This window comes from Klebsiella sp. P1CD1 (genome assembly GCF_003790505.1).
Taxonomy (GTDB): domain Bacteria; phylum Pseudomonadota; class Gammaproteobacteria; order Enterobacterales; family Enterobacteriaceae; genus Klebsiella; species Klebsiella variicola.
The window spans coordinates 3,408,556-3,425,096 of record NZ_CP033631.1; the positions used below are offsets into that span (position 1 = coordinate 3,408,556).

Sequence of the window (16,541 nt, forward strand, 5' to 3'; positions counted from 1 at the left end):
GAATGCAGACCGTTTTAGCAAAAATCGTTGCCGACAAAGCGATTTGGGTAGAAGCCCGCAAACAACAACAACCGTTAGCCAGTTTTCAGAATGAAGTGGTCCCGACGCAGCGCAATTTCTATGACGCGCTGGCCGGCACCCGCACCGCGTTTATTCTCGAGTGCAAAAAGGCCTCGCCGTCGAAGGGGTTGATTCGCGAAGATTTCGATCCGGCGGCGATCGCCAGCATCTACAAACACTACGCCTCGGCGATCTCAGTGCTGTGTGATGAGAAATATTTCCAGGGCAGTTTCGATTTTCTGCCGATCGTCAGCAAGGTCGCGCCGCAGCCGATCCTGTGTAAGGACTTCACCATCGACCCTTACCAGATCTACCTGGCGCGCTACTATCAGGCCGATGCCTGCCTGCTGATGCTCTCGGTGCTCGACGATGAGCAGTACCGCCAGCTCTCCGCGGTGGCGCACAGCCTGAATATGGGCGTGCTGACCGAAGTCAGCAACGAAGAGGAGCTGGAGCGCGCCATCGCCCTGAAGGCGAAGGTGGTGGGCATTAACAACCGCGACCTGCGCGATATGTCGATTGACCTTAACCGCACCCGTCAGCTGGCGGCGCGTCTCGGCCCGGATGTCACGGTGATCAGCGAATCCGGCATCCATACCTATGCTGAAGTGCGCGAGCTGAGCCACTTCGCCAACGGCTTCCTGATCGGCTCCGCCCTGATGGAGCAGGCGGATCTGGAAGCGGCGGTTAAACGCGTGCTGCTCGGCGAGAATAAAGTGTGCGGCCTGACGCGCCCGCAGGATGCCCAGGTGGCCTGGGAGTCCGGCGCCATCTACGGTGGCCTGATTTTCGTCCCGACTTCGCCGCGGGCGGTGAATGACGCCCAGGCCAAAGCGGTGATCGCCGCAGCGCCGCTGCAGTACGTCGGCGTGTTTCGCAATGCGCCGCTGGACGAGGTGGTCGCCCGCGCGCAGGCTCTGGGGCTGGCCGCCGTGCAGCTGCACGGTGATGAGGACCAGGCCTATATCGACGCGCTGCGCGACGCCCTCGCGGACAACGTCCGTATCTGGAAAGCGCTGAGCGTTGGTGAAACCCTCCCGGCCCGTACGCTCCGCCATGTCGACAAGTACCTGTTCGACAACGGCCAGGGCGGCAGCGGCCAGCGCTTTGACTGGAGCCTGCTGCAGGGCCAGGATCTGCGCAACGTCATGCTGGCGGGTGGCCTGGGTGCCGATAACTGTGTGGAAGCGGCCAAAAGCGGCTGTGCCGGACTCGATTTCAATTCAGGCGTAGAGTCGCAACCCGGGATTAAAGACGCCAGCAAACTGGCCTCCGTATTCCAGACGCTGCGCGCATATTAAGGAGCAATAATGAGCACTTTACTGAACCCCTACTTCGGCGAATTCGGCGGCATGTATGTGCCGCAGATCCTGATGCCCGCCCTGCGCCAGCTGGAAGAAGCCTTTGTCAGCGCGCAGAAGGACCCGGCCTTTCAGGCGGAATTCACTGACCTGCTGAAAAACTACGCCGGACGTCCGACGGCCCTGACCAAATGCCGGAATCTGACCGAAGGTACTCGCACCACCCTGTACCTGAAACGCGAAGATCTGCTGCACGGCGGCGCGCACAAAACCAACCAGGTGCTGGGCCAGGCCCTGCTGGCCAAACGGATGGGTAAAACCGAAATTATCGCCGAGACCGGCGCCGGTCAGCACGGGGTCGCCTCAGCGCTGGCCAGCGCCCTGCTCGGCCTGAAATGCCGTATCTACATGGGCGCCAAGGACGTCGAGCGCCAGTCGCCGAACGTCTTCCGTATGCGCCTGATGGGTGCCGAGGTGATCCCGGTGCACAGCGGCTCCGCCACGCTGAAAGATGCCTGTAATGAGGCGCTGCGCGACTGGTCTGGTAGCTACGAGAAGGCGCACTATATGCTGGGCACCGCCGCCGGTCCGCATCCGTTCCCGACCATTGTACGTGAATTCCAGCGCATGATTGGCGAAGAGACTAAAGCGCAGATCCTCGAAAAAGAGGGACGTCTGCCGGACGCGGTGATCGCCTGCGTTGGCGGTGGGTCAAACGCCATCGGCATGTTTGCCGACTTTATTGATGAAACCAACGTCGGCCTGATCGGCGTGGAACCGGCCGGGCACGGTATCGAAAGCGGCGAGCACGGCGCGCCGCTGAAGCATGGCCGCGTGGGGATCTACTTCGGTATGAAGTCGCCGATGATGCAAACCGCCGACGGCCAGATCGAAGAGTCTTACTCCATTTCCGCCGGGCTGGACTTCCCGTCCGTTGGGCCGCAGCACGCGTTTCTGAACAGCACCGGTCGCGCTGACTATGTGTCGATCACCGACAACGAAGCGCTGGACGCGTTTAAAGCGCTCTCCCGCCACGAAGGGATTATCCCGGCGCTGGAGTCCTCTCACGCTCTGGCCCACGCGCTGAAGATGATGCGCGAGAACCCGGAAAAAGAGCAGCTGCTGGTGGTTAACCTCTCCGGTCGCGGCGACAAAGACATTTTCACCGTACATGACATCCTGAAAGCGCGAGGGGAAATCTGATGGAACGCTATGAGACGCTGTTTGCCCAACTGAAAAATCGCCAGGAAGGCGCCTTCGTTCCCTTTGTCACCCTCGGCGATCCGGGACCGGAGCAGTCGCTCAAAATTATCGATGCGCTGATCGAAGGCGGCGCCGATGCCCTTGAGCTGGGGATCCCTTTCTCCGACCCGCTGGCGGACGGCCCGACCATCCAGGGCGCGGCCCTGCGCGCCTTCGCCGCCGGAGTGACCCCGGCGCAGTGCTTTGAGATGCTGGCGGCGATCCGCCAGAAGCATCCGACCATCCCAATCGGCCTGCTGATGTACGCCAACCTCGTCTTCAGCCCGGGCATCGATGCGTTCTATGCCCAGTGCGCCCGCGTCGGCGTCGACTCGGTGCTGGTGGCCGACGTGCCGGTGGAAGAGTCCGCCCCGTTCCGCCAGGCGGCGATGCGCCATAACATCGCGCCGATTTTCATCTGCCCGCCCAATGCGGATGACGATTTACTGCGCCAGATTGCCTCTTATGGCCGCGGCTACACCTATCTGCTGTCGCGTGCCGGGGTGACGGGTGCGGAAAATCGCGCCGCGCTGCCGCTGCACCACCTGGTGGAGAAGCTGGCAGAATATCACGCCGCGCCGCCGCTGCAGGGCTTTGGTATCTCCGCGCCGGAGCAGGTGAGCGCCGCCATTGACGCCGGGGCCGCCGGGGCTATCTCCGGTTCCGCCATCGTCAAAATCATCGAACACCACCTCGATGAGCCGCAGACCATGCTCGACGAACTGAAAGCCTTCGTCCAGAGCCTGAAGGCGGCGACCAAAACCGCCTGACCGTTAGCCGCCTGGTATTGCGCCAGGCGGCGATTTCCTCGCGTTACCTTCCCCTCCATGTCATCTTGCACGCCAACACATCAGACGGAACGATGATCGACACCTTGGCGCCAGGCGATACGCTTTAGCGTGGAAATGGATGGCGGGCGGATACCGAAGATTTGAACAATGTAGAAAGGGAAAAATATCGCTCTCCCTGGCACAGGAGAGCGATACAGTCAGGCAATCAATATTGCCCGAATATCATTGACGTTGGTTAACGTCGGGCCGGTGATCAGCAAATCATTAAGCGCGTGAAAATAGCAGTAACTATCATGGCCATCCAGATATTGCACTGCATTAAGACCGCTCAGCTTGCCGCGCGCAAGCGTATCCGGGAAGACGATCGCACCTGCGGCATCTTCTGTGCCATCAATACCATCGCTATCTCCCGCCATGGCCCAGATACCGTGTTCCCCCTGGAGCGCACAGGCCAGACTGAGTAAAAACTCGGTATTGCGGCCCCCTTTTCCAGGCGGAGTGTTGTTTACTGTCACCGTGGTTTCGCCACCTGACAACAGTACAGCAGGCCCTGAAATCGGGTGACCATACTGCTTCGCCGATTTCGCCATACCGGCCATGACCACCGCCACTTCCCTGCTTTCACCTTCTATCGCATCCCCCAAAATAAGGGGGGTGAGCCCATGTTGTCGTGCGGCCAGCCCCGCCGCCGCTAACGCCATCGCCGGCGTGGCGATAAGCCTGACCTCGCCTGTCGCGGCGTTTTCCATCGGGCCGGCCGGCTGGTTTAGCCGTTCGCTAACGGGCTTCGGGATCGCAATGCCATACCGCTGCAGTACCCGGAGCGCATCACGTGGTGCGCTGTTATCGGCAACGGTGGGGCCAGACGCTACGTCCGTCGGATCATCGCCAGGCACATCGCTGATAATCAGTGATACGATGCGCGCCGGTTGCGCCATGGTCGCCAGCTTTCCGCCTTTCACCGCTGAGAGATGACGACGTACCAGATTCATCTCTTTGATGCTGGCCCCGCTATGGAGCAGGGCCCGGGTGATGGTCTGCTTATCTGCCAGCGTTAACCCCGGGGCGGGCAGCGCCATCAGCGCCGACCCTCCCCCTGAAATCAATGCCAGCACCAGATCATCGGCAGTTAAACCGCGCAGCGTCTCCACAATCAGCATTGCGGCAACCTCGCTCATGGCATCTGATACGGGATGAGCCGCCTCAATAATGCGGATGCGGCCCGCAGGAACCGCGTAACCGTAACGCGTCACCACCACGCCCGACACCGCCACATCCGGCCAGGCTGCATCTACGGCAGCCGCCATTGCCGCGGATGCTTTACCCGCACCGATCACCACACAACGGCCGCGAGGTTTTTCCGGCAGGTTAGCCAGGGTCACCGGCCCGGCGCGGGCACTGTTGACCGCATGTTGAAAGATATCCTGCAGGATCTCTGCAGCCTGTTCGTTATTCATGGTTATGCGGTCTCGGCAATGTCAGCTTTAGCGTCAATGTAGTGCACCACGGCGCGTGTCACCTCCGCGGTATTGGCTGAGCCACCGACATCTGGCGTCAGAATGCCTTTTTCACACACATACTCAATGCTTTCCATAATCAGCGCAGCGGCATGGCGTTCGCCCAGATGTTCAAGCATCTGTACCGCGGTCCAGAAAGTGGCAATGGGGTTCGCAATCCCTTTGCCGGTGATATCGAATGCGGAACCATGGATCGGTTCGAACATGGAAGGGAAGCGGCGTTCAGGATCAATATTCGCGGTCGGCGCTACGCCCAGGCTACCCGCCAGCGCGCCAGCCAGATCGGAAAGGATATCGGCGTGCAGATTGGTGGCAACGATGGTATCCAGGGTCTGGGGATGCAACGTCATACGGTGCGTCATGGCATCGACCAACATTTTGTCCCACTGCACATCCGGGAATTCCTGCGCCACTTCAGCGGCAATCTCATCCCACATCACCATGCCATGGCGCTGGGCGTTGGATTTGGTTACCACGGTCAGCAGTTTACGTGGCCGAGACTGCGCCAGTCTGAAGGCATAGCGCATAATGCGCGTTACCCCAACACGGGTAAAGATTGCCACTTCGGTACCGACTTCTTCAGGTAAACCACGGTGCGCACGGCCGCCGTTACCAGAATATTCACCTTCAGAGTTTTCACGCACGATGACCCAGTCAAGATCGCCCGGCCCGCGGTTGCGCAGCGGTGAAGTGACGCCCGGCAGAATTTTGGTGGGTCGCACATTGGCGTACTGGTCAAAGCCCTGGCAAATAGGCAGCCGCAGGCCCCAGAGTGTGATGTGGTCAGGGACATCCGGTGCCCCCACCGCGCCGAAGTAAATGGCATCGAATGCTTTCAGCATGTTCAGTCCTTCTTCCGGCATCATCACGCCATGTTTTTTGTAATAGTCTGACCCCCAGTCAAAGGTCTCTATATCAAATTTCAGTTGCGGATCGTGGCGCGTCAGCGCGTGCAAGACTTCAATACCTGCCGAAATGACTTCCGGTCCGATACCGTCCGCAGGGATGGCAGCAATTTTGTAGTGACGCATCGTTACTTCTCCAGTTAATGAGTATGAGGATGTGGAAGCTCTGCCGTCGGCGATTTGTTCGCTCTGGCAGAAAGAATCACGACCACGAGGGCCGAGAGCGCCAGCAATCCGGCGACAAAATACAGGCCCCAGCTGTAGCTACCGGTTTGCTCGCGGATCACGCCAATCATCATCGGGCCGACGAAACCACCGAGGTTGCCGATGGAGTTGATAGCGGCAATGCCAGCGGCCGCAGCCGGGCCGCTGAGGAACAGGGTTGGCATGCTCCACAGAGGGGGTTTTGATGCGCTAATCCCCACAGTGACCAGCGTTAAGGCAAGCATCACGGTAAACAATGTGCTGACATTACCGGCGTATATCAGCCCGCCAACCGCCAGCAGACAGGCGCCAATGACGTGCCAGCTGCGCTCTTTGGTTCGATCGGAATGACGCGCCCAGAGGATCATGGCGATGACGCCGATCACCGCCGGAAAGGCGTTCAGGAAACCAATCTCCAGCGAGGAAGCACCGAAACTGCGAATGATTTGCGGGGACCAGATGCCAAGCGTATACAGCCCGGCTGAGGTACCGAAATAGACCAGCGCCAGCGCCAGGACGCGTATATCCGCTAGCCCTCGCCATGCACTGGAATGGCTCTGTTTTGCCGCCCGTGCCCGCTCCTCGTCTTGCATGGCGTTTTCCAGCCAGGCACGCTCTTGATCAGTCAGCCATTTGGCCTTGGCCGGACGATCCGTCAGGAAGAACAGAACCACAACACCGAGCACCAGCGCCGGGAAAGCTTCCAGTACAAACATCCACTGCCAGCCGGCGTAGCCGAGGAAGCCATGCATCTCGAGCAAAGCGGCCGAAACCGGCGATCCCAGTGCTGTCGACAGGGGGGCTGCGGCCATAAAGATGGCAGTGACCTGCGCACGCCTGGCGGCAGGAAACCAGTAGCTGAGATAGAGAATGATACCCGGGAAGAAACCGGCTTCCGCCACGCCGAGCAGAAAACGCAGAATGTAGAAGCTCGTCGTGCCCTGCACAAAAGCCATGCAGCCAGAGACGAATCCCCAGGTAATCATGACGCGGGCGATCCAGATGCGGGCGCCCACTTTATGGAGAATTAAGTTTGACGGCACCTCAAACAGAAAGTAACCCAGGAAGAAAATGCCGGCGCCCAGCCCAAAAACGGTGGGTGAAAACCCCAGGTCCTGGTTCATGGTCAGGGCGGCAAAGCCAATATTGACTCGGTCAAGGAAGGCAATGAAGTACAGCAGCATGATGAAAGGAATAATGCGCAGGGTAACTTTGCGCATCACCTTCTTTTCGAGGTCGTTATTCATGACGGGATGCTCCATAGTGATGTAGGGTTGTTATCGTTTTGTAATAATCCCAGTATGAAGTTTTGAACCGCTTTATCATCGGCACAGCTTTATATAAATAATTTGTATAATCAGGTTTTGGTGAAAAAATGGATATAAATCAGCTACGTTGCTTTGTGGTATTAGGTGATGAGCTTCACTTTGGCCGGGCTGCCCGTAAACTCGAAATGATGCCTGCGTCACTGAGTCGCTTCATCAAACTGCTGGAAGATGATTTGGGGATCAGGCTACTGAATCGATCGACCCGCAACGTGTCGCTAACACCTGAAGGCGCCGCCTTTTTAAATGAGGCCAAAACGGTCATTGCTGATTTCGATGCGCTACGGCAGCGATTCCGGAAAAATAGCCTGTTGCAGAAAAGAACGTTGCGGATCGGGGCTATCGACAGCGCAGCCAAAGGATTACTTCCTGAATTGCTTAATCTTTTCGTCAGGCGTTTTCCTGAAGCAGATATTCATCTTACAGAAGATAAATCTCACAAACTTATCCCCCGACTCATTTCAGGGTGGCTGGATGTGGTTTTTGTGCGCCCGCCGGAACACATTGATGCCATGCTGACAACGCGATTTATCGCCAATGAAACTTGCGTGCTCGCCGTGCCCACTAACCACCGGCTGGTCAGTTATGATGAAGTCAGTATCAATGACTTTCGGCACGAGCCTGTTATCTTGCCGGAAAGACGCACCCGGCGTCACAGCCATGACCTGACAATGAATATTTTCAAGGAAGGTGGCAGCATGCCTGTTATCGCGCAGTATGCTGAAGAGAAGCAGACTATCCTGAGTTTTGTTGCCGCAGGACTCGGCATTGCTCTGGTGCCTGCGTCCTATAAAGACATGAATGCGGACGGCGTGAAATACCTTGCGCTCACGCCCAAAAAACATATCGAAGGCCTTCCCCTCAGCGCGATGTGGCATCAGGGAAATAACAATATCTATGTACGATCCCTGCTGGAGATACTTTCCGACAACATCGACGAGCTGACCCGTGATTTGTGACGAACAAGATGATTGTTAGCACGCGAGAATTTAGCTCGGTTGCTGCAAACTGTCGGCGTATTTGCGCGTTAAGCGAAACAGCGCTTGCACCTCCTCTTCCGGCCACTGCGCCAGCACCTGATTCATTAACCGCCGCCGCGCTACCGCAATACTGTCGATCATCTGTTGTCCGCTGGCGCTAAGCGTCACTTCGCTGATCCGTCGGTCATGACAGTTAGGTTGCTTACAGGCGAGTCCCTGGGCTTCCAGTTTTTTCACCTGGCGGCTGACGGTGGTGTAATCGCGCCCTAAATGATCCGCCAGCTCAACCACCCCTACCGGGCCATGGCGCCCTACCGCCACCAGCAGCGGAAACAGCATCTGTTCCAGCTGGACGCCGGCCGCCTGGAGGATCTGCTCGTCGCGCAGCGGCTGGTTCATCACGCTGATGATATCCAGTAGCGCGCCGTGAAAGTCGGTAATGTCGTAGTCATTATGTGCATCTTGCATATATTAATTTTCCGCGTATAGTGCTGTAAAACAATATGTGTATTTTACACATAATTCCCGACAGGAGATAATTTATGAAAGCAGCCGTGGTTTTTGACCTCGCAGAAGGCCCGGTTTGGGCCGATTTTATCGACCCGCAGCCCGCGCCCGGCCAGACGATCATTGACGTCCGCGCCGCCGCGCTGAGCCATGTGGTTAAGGCCCGCGCATCCGGACGCCATTACAGCTTCGACGGCAATCTGCCCTTTGTGCCCGGTATCGATGGCGTCGGCACCACACCTCAGGGCCAGCGCGTCTATTTCGCCTTCCCCACCGCCCCCTTCGGCAGTATGGCGCAGCAGGCGCCGGTTGCCCTGCAGAGTTGCCTGCCGGTGCCGGATGCGCTCGATGATGTTAGCGCCGCGGCGATGGCCAATCCCGGCATGTCCGCGTGGGCGTCTCTGGTGACTCGCGCCCAGATCCAGGCCGGTGAAACGGTGCTGATTAACGGCGCCACCGGCAGCGCCGGTCAGCTGGCGGTGCAGATTGCCCGCTATCTGGGAGCGAAAAAAATCATTGCAACCGGACGGAATGCGCAGACACTGGCGGCGCTGGACGCCGATGAGTGTATTCACTTAACCGCTGATGATAAAACCTTGAGCGGGCAATTTTCAGCGACCAGCGCTGCGCAGATTGACGTGGTCATCGATTACCTGTGGGGACACAGCGCGGAAGTGTTATTGCCGGCCCTGGCGAAATATACCCCAGCCGGCAGACCGGTGCGCTATGTGCAGGTGGGGTCCCTGGCTGGCGCCGATATCGCGTTAAATGGCGCAGTTCTGCGTTCCGCACCGCTCGTGCTGATGGGCAGCGGTATCGGTAGCCTGTCGATGCCGCAGCTGCTGGCGGCGACAGGTGAAATGCTGCAGGCGGCGGTGCCGGGTAAATTCACCATCGCCACCACCCCGCGGCCGCTGCAGGAGATCGCGGCGGCCTGGCCGCAGGACGACAGCCAGAAGCGCACGGTTTTCACCCTCGGATAAAAAATCGCTTCCGCACAAAAGATGGGGTTGATATCTTAAATGAGAAATATTATCTTTCTCATTACTGAATAGTTGAGTAAACAACTCAGGTATTCAGTACGACATTGCTCACATTGCTTCCAGTATTTTTGCCCGCACTTGTGCGGGCTTTTTTTTACTGGCGACACACCTCACGCACCAGTTGCCGCAGCCAGCAGTGGCCCGCCGCCTGCTCCAGACGACATACGGCGCGGCATTGTTCTCCGTCACGCGGCGGGAGAACGCTCGCTGGTCGTCCCCCCAATAACGCGGTCGCGGAACAGTGCCTGCAGAGGGATCGGTGGGCCGCTATTTTTCATTACACCAATTTCCAGAACGGCGTTCTCCTCGCGCAGAAGGAGGGCATCTTTTATGCCAAAAACCACGAAGCGCCGGGTTAGCCCTGGCGCCTGTCACCTCGCGGCGCGGCCTGTCACCGGCCTCTTCCAGCCGCTCTTTTGCTTCATCCCCGCCCTTTTCGTTCAAAATTTATGAACTATGTAAATCGCGATGAAGAAATATGTTTAAACGTCAACATTTCTATGTAAATATTAAGGCGAATGATAACTATTCTTTTTATCATTTATAGAATCACACCGGGTCAGCGCAAGCCAGACGACGAAAAACGTCGCTTTTGCGCGGTGTGGTATGTGCTCATAACAAAAAATAAGCCTGCATTTATCATGGAAAAAAACGCTTCTCTGCCGTTTGGCAGTTTCAACTCATTGGCATTGTTTACGGGTCTGTGTCTGGGGGCCTCACCGGCAACGGGCATCGCAGCGGAAAAATCAGTCAAAAATAGTGAAGAGACGCTGGTGGTGGAAGCCACTCCGCCCTCACTCTACTCTCCCGGCGCCTCCGCCGATCCCAAGTTCAATAAACCGCTGGTCGATACCACCCGCACCATCACCGTGATCCCGGAACAGGTGATTAAAGATCAGGGCGTCACCAACCTGACTGACGCCCTCAAAAACGTCCCCGGCGTCGGGGCGTTTTATGCCGGCGAGAATGGCAGTTCAACCACCGGGGATGCCATCTACATGCGCGGCGTGGATACCTCTAACAGCATCTATGTGGACGGCATCCGCGACATCGGCAGCGTGACGCGCGATACCTTCAACACCCAGCAGGTGGAAGTCATCAAAGGACCCGCCGGCACGGACTATGGCCGCAGCGCGCCCTCAGGATCGATCAATATGATCAGCAAGCAGCCGCGCCTTGACTCCGGGATCGACGGTTCGGCCAGCATCGGCAGCGCCTGGTCGCGTCGGGGAACGCTCGACCTGAACCAGGCGTTTAGCGACAGCGCCGCGTTCCGTCTGAACCTGATGGGGGAAAAAACCCATGACGCCGGTCGGGATAGCATTGAAAACGAACGCTATGGCATCGCGCCGTCGCTGGCCTTCGGCCTCGATACCCCAACTCGTCTGTATCTGAACTATCTGCACGTCCGGCAGAACAACACCCCGGATGGCGGGATCCCCACCGTCGGCCTGCCGGGCTATTCGGCGCCTTCGCCGAAGTATGCCGCGCTCAACTCCGCCGGTAAGGTCGATACCAGCAATTTCTATGGCACCGACTCCGATTATGATAAATCCACCACCGACAGCGGCACTCTGCGCTTCGAGCACGATCTGACGGACAATACCACCGTGCGCAATACCACCCGCTGGTCGCGGGTGAAACAGGAGTATCTTTTGACCGCGGTGATGGGCGGCGCGAGCAATATCACCGCCCCCGATATCAATGACGTCAACACCTGGAGCTGGTCGCGTCTGGTTAATACCAAAGATGTCAGCAACCGCATTCTGACCAACCAGACCAATATCACCTCGACCTTCAATACCGGCTCGATAGGCCATGACGTCAGCGCCGGCGTGGAGTTTACCCGGGAAAACCAGACCAACTATGGCGTGAACGCCATGACCGCGCCGGCGGTGAATCTCTACCATCCGGTGAGCAACCTGTCGATTGGCGGGCTGGACAGAAACGGGGCGAATGCCAACGGCCAGACTGATACCTTCGGGATTTATGCCTTCGATACGCTGACGCTGACCGAACGGATTGAGGTCAACGGCGGGCTACGTCTCGACAATTATCATACTAAATATGACAGCGCCACCGCCTGCGGCGGCAGCGGACGCGGGGCTATCGCCTGCCCGCCCGGCCAGTCGACGGGCAGCCCGGTCACCACCGTGGATACCGCCAAATCCGGCAATCTGGTTAACTGGAAAGCCGGGGCACTGTACCGCTTAACCGAGCAGGGCAATGTCTACGTCAACTACGCCATCTCACAGCAGCCGCCGGGGGGCAGCAGTTTCGCCCTGGCCGCCAGCGGTAGCGGCAACAGCGCCAACCGAACCGACTTTAAGCCGCAGAAGGCGAAATCCAGCGAGCTGGGCACTAAGTGGCAAATCTTCGACAACCGTCTGCTGCTCAGCGCGGCGTTATTCCGTACCGATATTGAAAACGAAGTGGCCGCCAACGATGACGGAACCTGGTCGCAGTACGGCAAAAAGCGCGTGGAGGGGTATGAACTCTCCGCAACCGGAAACCTGACCCCGGACTGGACGATCATCGCCGGCTACACGCAGCAGCATGCGACAGTGACGGAGGGACAGAACGTAGCGCAGGATGGATCTTCCGCCCTGGCCTACACCCCGAAACATGCCTTTACGCTGTGGACGCAGTATCAGGCCACCAGCGATTTGTCCGTCGGCGGCGGTGTGCGCTATGTCGGAAGCCTGCGCCGGGGCAGCGATGGCGCGGTCGGTACCCCGGATCACACCGAGGGCTACTGGGTCGCCGACGCCAAACTGGGCTATCGGGTCAACAGCAACCTCGATCTGCAGCTCAATATGTACAACCTGTTTGATACCGATTACGTGGCCTCCATCAACAAGAGCGGCTATCGCTATCATCCGGGCGAACCCCGTACCTTTATGCTGACGGCGAACGTCCACTTCTGAGTCTGTGCGTGGGGCCGTTGCGCCCCACCTTTTAGAGAGAACACCGCGATGATGTATCACATTCCTGACGTGCTATCGGCAGACCAGGTGGCGGAATTTACCCGGCAGCTGGCGCAGGCCGAGTGGGTCGACGGACGGGTTACGGTGGGCAGCCAGGGGGCGGCCGTCAAACAGAACCAACAGATCGATACCCGTACGCCGCTGTATGCCCGCCTGCAAGCCGCCGTGCTCGACGCGCTGCGCGGCCACCCGCAGTTTTTTTCCGCCGCGCTGCCGCGGACGATTTCCGCACCGTTGTTTAACCGCTATGGGCCAGGGGAGACCTACGGTTTTCATGTCGATGGCGCCGTTCGCCAGAACGGCGAGGCGGGCTGGATGCGCACTGACCTGTCAGCGACGCTGTTTCTTTGCGAGCCGGAGAGCTATGAGGGCGGTGAACTGGTGATTGAAGACACCTATGGCCAGCACCGGGTGAAGCTCCCGGCCGGGCATCTGGTGCTCTATCCCGCCAGCAGCCTGCACTGCGTCACCCCGGTTACCCGCGGCGTACGTCAGGCCTCTTTCCTGTGGATCCAGTCGATGGTCCGCGACGATAAGCAGCGCGCGATGCTTTACGACCTGGACCGCACCATCCAGTCTCTGAAGGCCCGCTTTGGCGACGGAGAAGAGGTCCTCTCCCTGCTCAACATGTATCACAACCTGCTGCGCCAGTGGACGGAAGTGTGATCCGCTATCGATGGCGAAGGCTTGCGGCAGACAGGTGTGACGTGACAATGAACTGGCCATCCGTTGGCCAGTTTTCAGCAGGATTTAAAATCGATAACCCGCGGAGAACATAAACACCCACGGATCCAGACGGGTGCTGACTTTCTGGTCCACGCCGCCGGCTTTGAATTTCACATCGGTGTCGATATCCATGTACCACACCGACATATTCAGCAGCCAGTCACGGTTAATCAGATAATCGAGGCCGACCTGCCCCGCCGCGCCCCAGGAGTCCTTCAGGCTCAGATCGGAAAGCCCGGCCGCCTTGCCGGTATCGTTAAAGTCTTCATTAAAGAAGGTGGTGTAGTTAATACCCGCCCCCACGTACGGGCGCACCTTGCTTTGCGCATCGCCAAAGTACCACTGCGCCATCAGGGTGGGTGGCAACTGATGGACGGTGGCGATAGTCCCGGTTGGCCCGGTGCCGACCTTATGGCGGAACGGCGTTGCCGCCAGCAGCTCCACGCCGATGTTATCGGTGGCCATATAGGTAAAGGTTAAACCCAGTTGGGTGTTGTTACTGACGTTGAAACTGCCAAGGCTGCCTAACACATTGTCAGAGCCCTCCGTCGGTCGGACGGTGGCGGTCCCGGCACGAATGAAAAATTCACCCGCTTCATGCGCCCAGACGCTGCCGGTGGAAAGCGTGCTAAGAATTAATGCCGCCGCTGCTAACTTCTTCATATCCACTTCCTCATTATGGTTTTTCAGCGCGGCCAAATATACCTATAACGAGTTACGTTTGATCTGTTTTAGATCACACTAAAACCTTAGATTTAACATTTATTGATCCAGATTAATTTTTGCTACCGATCGAAACACCCTGAATCCTTCTCACATCAATTTTCACTTTCCGTGAAAAAAATATTTCTCCCCCTCTTGCCGCCGCAAAAGCGGCTGGATAAGTTAACTGCCGACAATCTGTGTTGATGCGTTTTTTTCAGGTGTAATTATGAGTGAAATCAACCCGTGCATGACGTGCGGTGCCTGTTGTGCGTATTTTCGTGTCTCTTTCTACTGGGCGGAAGCCGACGACGCGGGTGGCCTGGTGCCTTCCGCGCTGACCGAGCCGCTGACCCCTTTCCTGCGCTGCATGAGCGGCACCAACCAGCGCCAGAGCCGCTGCGCGGCGCTGTCAGGCGACATCGGTGACGCCGTCCACTGCACTATTTATGAAAACCGTCCCTCACCGTGCCGCGAATTCGCCATGTCCGGTGAGAATGGTGAGGAAAATGACGCCTGCAACCGGGCGCGGGCGCGCTATGGCCTACCGCCATTGCGGCCTCTTTACAAAGATATACCTGCCCTGAATGGTGCAGAGAGTGCTACGAGGGAACGATTTGCGGTACAATCGCCGGCTAGTTAACACCTGCGACACTCAAGGAGAATGCATGTCTATCACGGCGAAGTCCGTCTACCGTGACACCGGGAATTTTTTTCGTAATCAGTTCATTACCATTTTGCTGATTGCGCTGTTGTGCGCGTTTATTACGGTAGTACTTGGCCATGCCTTTTCACCCAGTGACGAGCAGTTGTCGATACTCAGCGAAGGCGATAACCTCGCCGGTAGCGCCGGGCTGTTTGAGCTGGTGCAGAACATGACGCCGGAGCAGCAGCAGGTTCTGCTGCGCGCCTCGGCGGCATCAACCTTCTCGGGTCTGGTGGGCAATGCGATCCTCGCCGGCGGCGTTCTGCTGCTGATCCAGCTGGTCTCCGCCGGTCATCGCGTTAGCGCCCTGCGTGCCATCGGCGCCTCAGCCCCGGTGCTGCCGAAGCTGCTGCTGTTGATCCTCTTCACTACCTTCCTGGTGCAGATGGGGATGATGCTGGTCCTGGTGCCCGGCGTGCTGCTGGCCATCGTGTTAGCCTTTGCGCCGATCATGCTGGTGCAGGACAAAATGGGTATCCTCAGCGCCATGCGCAGCAGCATGCGCCTGGCGTGGGCCAATCTGCGGCTGGTGGCGCCGGCTATCATTGGCTGGCTGGTGGCAAAAACCCTGCTGTTACTGTTCGCTTCCAGCTTTGCTGTCCTGACGCCAAACGTCGGCGCGGTGGTCATCAATACCATCAGCAACCTGATATCCGCCCTGTTGCTGATCTATTTATTCCGCGTGTATATGCTTATCCGCAACTAATCTTAACCAGGATCGGGGTCTTCCCCGGTCCGTCCTGAAAGACGGGATCGATGTATGAAGCAGTTTCTGGATTTTTTACCGCTGGTGGTCTTCTTTGCCTTCTATAAGCTTTACGATATCTACGCCGCCACCACCGCGCTGATCGTCGCGACCGCTATCGTGCTGATCTACAGCTGGGTACGCTACCGTAAAGTCGAAAAAATGGCGCTGATCACCTTTGTGCTGGTGGCCGTCTTCGGCGGGTTAACTCTCTTCTTCCACAATGATGAGTTTATTAAATGGAAGGTGACGGTGATCTATGCCCTGTTCGCCGGCGCGCTGCTGTTCAGCCAGTGGGTGATGAAAAAGCCGTTGATTCAGCGCATGCTGGGCAAAGAGCTGGCCCTGCCGCAGCAGGTCTGGTCGCGGCTTAACCTGGCCTGGGCGGTGTTCTTTATCCTTTGCGGGCTGGCCAATATCTATATCGCCTTCTGGCTGCCGCAGAATATCTGGGTGAACTTCAAGGTCTTTGGCTTAACCGCCCTCACGCTGGTCTTTACCCTGCTGAGCGGGATCTACATCTACCGCCATATGCCGCAGGACGACCACCACTAACTCCTCCGCCGGCGCGCCATCGCGCGCCGCGCTCGCCCCCTATAATCTCACTGCGCTGGCAAACATTCCCTTCAACCACACAACCTCAGCGCATACGCTGACAGCTTCCCGGCCACACTGTGCAGGCTCTCTTCACGATTTCTCTCAACTGCATAAAAAGTTGCGGTAATTGTGAGGATTTTATGGAGATTCATCTCGTTACATTGTAATGATAATGGTTATCATTAATATTCTCGATCTCATTT

15 protein-coding genes are annotated in these 16,541 nt (G+C 57.8%); 10 read left to right on the forward strand and 5 right to left on the reverse strand.

What is annotated here, in order from left to right; all coding sequences use genetic code 11:
• Positions 1 to 2 precede the first annotated feature (2 nt).
• Genes trpCF through trpA form a run of 3 tightly spaced genes read left to right on the forward strand, consistent with a single transcriptional unit; the run spans position 3 to position 3,373 of the window.
• Complete coding sequence (trpCF, locus tag DTA24_RS16985; RefSeq protein WP_008807775.1) at positions 3 to 1,361, forward strand: bifunctional indole-3-glycerol-phosphate synthase TrpC/phosphoribosylanthranilate isomerase TrpF; 1,359 nt, start codon at positions 3 to 5, stop codon at positions 1,359 to 1,361.
• Positions 1,362 to 1,370: 9 nt separating this feature from the next.
• The gene (gene trpB / locus DTA24_RS16990; RefSeq protein ID WP_012968449.1) at positions 1,371 to 2,564 is read left to right on the forward strand and encodes a tryptophan synthase subunit beta; all 1,194 of its coding nucleotides are present in this window, start codon (positions 1,371 to 1,373) and stop codon (positions 2,562 to 2,564) included.
• Complete coding sequence (gene trpA, locus DTA24_RS16995; protein ID WP_064171121.1) at positions 2,564 to 3,373, forward strand: tryptophan synthase subunit alpha; 810 nt, start codon at positions 2,564 to 2,566, stop codon at positions 3,371 to 3,373. The genes trpB and trpA overlap by 1 nt, the downstream gene beginning before the upstream one ends.
• 218 nt (positions 3,374 to 3,591) lie before the next feature.
• Here the strand turns inward: trpA and DTA24_RS17000 are convergent, their stop codons facing one another.
• Genes DTA24_RS17000 through DTA24_RS17010 form a run of 3 tightly spaced genes read right to left on the reverse strand, consistent with a single transcriptional unit; the run spans position 3,592 to position 7,267 of the window.
• Entirely contained in the window at positions 3,592 to 4,851 is a 1,260-nt protein-coding gene (locus DTA24_RS17000; RefSeq protein ID WP_044650113.1) for a glycerate kinase, read from the reverse strand.
• Positions 4,852 to 4,853: 2 nt separating this feature from the next.
• A complete protein-coding gene (locus DTA24_RS17005; RefSeq protein WP_008807772.1) occupies positions 4,854 to 5,942 on the reverse strand; it encodes a tartrate dehydrogenase in 1,089 nt (362 codons plus the stop codon).
• A gap of 14 nt (positions 5,943 to 5,956) precedes the next feature.
• Complete coding sequence (locus tag DTA24_RS17010) at positions 5,957 to 7,267, reverse strand: MFS transporter (RefSeq protein WP_080923319.1); 1,311 nt, start codon at positions 7,265 to 7,267, stop codon at positions 5,957 to 5,959.
• A 128-nt stretch (positions 7,268 to 7,395) separates the two neighbouring features.
• Between DTA24_RS17010 and DTA24_RS17015 the strand changes: the two genes are divergently transcribed.
• On the forward strand, positions 7,396 to 8,304 hold the full coding sequence (locus DTA24_RS17015) for a LysR family transcriptional regulator (protein ID WP_110196869.1): 909 nt from the start codon (positions 7,396 to 7,398) through the stop codon (positions 8,302 to 8,304).
• 30 nt (positions 8,305 to 8,334) lie between these two features.
• On the opposite strand, the gene DTA24_RS17020 is transcribed toward DTA24_RS17015, so the two are convergent.
• Positions 8,335 to 8,793: a MarR family winged helix-turn-helix transcriptional regulator gene (locus tag DTA24_RS17020; RefSeq protein ID WP_123836974.1), complete on the reverse strand. Its 459-nt coding sequence runs from the start codon at positions 8,791 to 8,793 to the stop codon at positions 8,335 to 8,337.
• A gap of 74 nt (positions 8,794 to 8,867) precedes the next feature.
• Here DTA24_RS17020 and DTA24_RS17025 point away from each other — a divergent pair, with 74 nt between their 5' ends.
• The 3 genes from DTA24_RS17025 to ybiX all read left to right on the forward strand — a co-directional run bounded on the left by DTA24_RS17025 (position 8,868) and on the right by ybiX (position 13,528).
• Positions 8,868 to 9,815, forward strand: coding sequence for a quinone oxidoreductase family protein (locus DTA24_RS17025; RefSeq protein ID WP_023297444.1), 948 nt, complete (start codon positions 8,868 to 8,870; stop codon positions 9,813 to 9,815).
• A 668-nt stretch (positions 9,816 to 10,483) separates the two neighbouring features.
• Positions 10,484 to 12,802 carry a catecholate siderophore receptor Fiu gene (locus tag DTA24_RS17030; protein ID WP_163594452.1) on the forward strand — a complete coding sequence of 773 codons (2,319 nt, stop codon included), beginning with the start codon at positions 10,484 to 10,486 and terminating at the stop codon, positions 12,800 to 12,802.
• 48 nt (positions 12,803 to 12,850) lie between these two features.
• Positions 12,851 to 13,528: a PKHD-type hydroxylase YbiX gene (gene ybiX / locus DTA24_RS17035; protein ID WP_008807765.1), complete on the forward strand. Its 678-nt coding sequence runs from the start codon at positions 12,851 to 12,853 to the stop codon at positions 13,526 to 13,528.
• A gap of 84 nt (positions 13,529 to 13,612) precedes the next feature.
• Here the strand turns inward: ybiX and ompW are convergent, their stop codons facing one another.
• Complete coding sequence (gene ompW / locus DTA24_RS17040; protein ID WP_012542066.1) at positions 13,613 to 14,251, reverse strand: outer membrane protein OmpW; 639 nt, start codon at positions 14,249 to 14,251, stop codon at positions 13,613 to 13,615.
• 268 nt (positions 14,252 to 14,519) lie between these two features.
• Here ompW and DTA24_RS17045 point away from each other — a divergent pair, with 268 nt between their 5' ends.
• Genes DTA24_RS17045 through DTA24_RS17055 form a run of 3 tightly spaced genes read left to right on the forward strand, consistent with a single transcriptional unit; the run spans position 14,520 to position 16,296 of the window.
• Positions 14,520 to 14,933 (forward strand): YkgJ family cysteine cluster protein, encoded by a 414-nt coding sequence (locus DTA24_RS17045; protein ID WP_008807763.1) that lies wholly within the window; start codon positions 14,520 to 14,522, stop codon positions 14,931 to 14,933.
• Positions 14,934 to 14,958: 25 nt separating this feature from the next.
• Positions 14,959 to 15,702: a YciC family protein gene (locus DTA24_RS17050; protein ID WP_008807762.1), complete on the forward strand. Its 744-nt coding sequence runs from the start codon at positions 14,959 to 14,961 to the stop codon at positions 15,700 to 15,702.
• Positions 15,703 to 15,756: 54 nt separating this feature from the next.
• A complete protein-coding gene (locus tag DTA24_RS17055; protein WP_008807761.1) occupies positions 15,757 to 16,296 on the forward strand; it encodes a septation protein A in 540 nt (179 codons plus the stop codon).
• Positions 16,297 to 16,541 lie beyond the last annotated feature (245 nt).

Coding starts and splice junctions, on each gene's coding strand:
- DTA24_RS17050 (WP_008807762.1), top strand. CDS start 14,959: ATGTCTATCACGGCGAAGTCCGTCTACCGTGACACCGGGAATTTTTTT.
- DTA24_RS17045 (WP_008807763.1), top strand. CDS start 14,520: ATGAGTGAAATCAACCCGTGCATGACGTGCGGTGCCTGTTGTGCGTAT.
- DTA24_RS17015 (WP_110196869.1), top strand. CDS start 7,396: ATGGATATAAATCAGCTACGTTGCTTTGTGGTATTAGGTGATGAGCTT.
- DTA24_RS17010 (WP_080923319.1), bottom strand. CDS start 7,267: ATGAATAACGACCTCGAAAAGAAGGTGATGCGCAAAGTTACCCTGCGC.
- ompW (WP_012542066.1), bottom strand. CDS start 14,251: ATGAAGAAGTTAGCAGCGGCGGCATTAATTCTTAGCACGCTTTCCACC.
- DTA24_RS17055 (WP_008807761.1), top strand. CDS start 15,757: ATGAAGCAGTTTCTGGATTTTTTACCGCTGGTGGTCTTCTTTGCCTTC.
- trpA (WP_064171121.1), top strand. CDS start 2,564: ATGGAACGCTATGAGACGCTGTTTGCCCAACTGAAAAATCGCCAGGAA.
- ybiX (WP_008807765.1), top strand. CDS start 12,851: ATGATGTATCACATTCCTGACGTGCTATCGGCAGACCAGGTGGCGGAA.
- DTA24_RS17005 (WP_008807772.1), bottom strand. CDS start 5,942: ATGCGTCACTACAAAATTGCTGCCATCCCTGCGGACGGTATCGGACCG.
- DTA24_RS17020 (WP_123836974.1), bottom strand. CDS start 8,793: ATGCAAGATGCACATAATGACTACGACATTACCGACTTTCACGGCGCG.
- DTA24_RS17025 (WP_023297444.1), top strand. CDS start 8,868: ATGAAAGCAGCCGTGGTTTTTGACCTCGCAGAAGGCCCGGTTTGGGCC.
- DTA24_RS17000 (WP_044650113.1), bottom strand. CDS start 4,851: ATGAATAACGAACAGGCTGCAGAGATCCTGCAGGATATCTTTCAACAT.
- trpCF (WP_008807775.1), top strand. CDS start 3: ATGCAGACCGTTTTAGCAAAAATCGTTGCCGACAAAGCGATTTGGGTA.
- trpB (WP_012968449.1), top strand. CDS start 1,371: ATGAGCACTTTACTGAACCCCTACTTCGGCGAATTCGGCGGCATGTAT.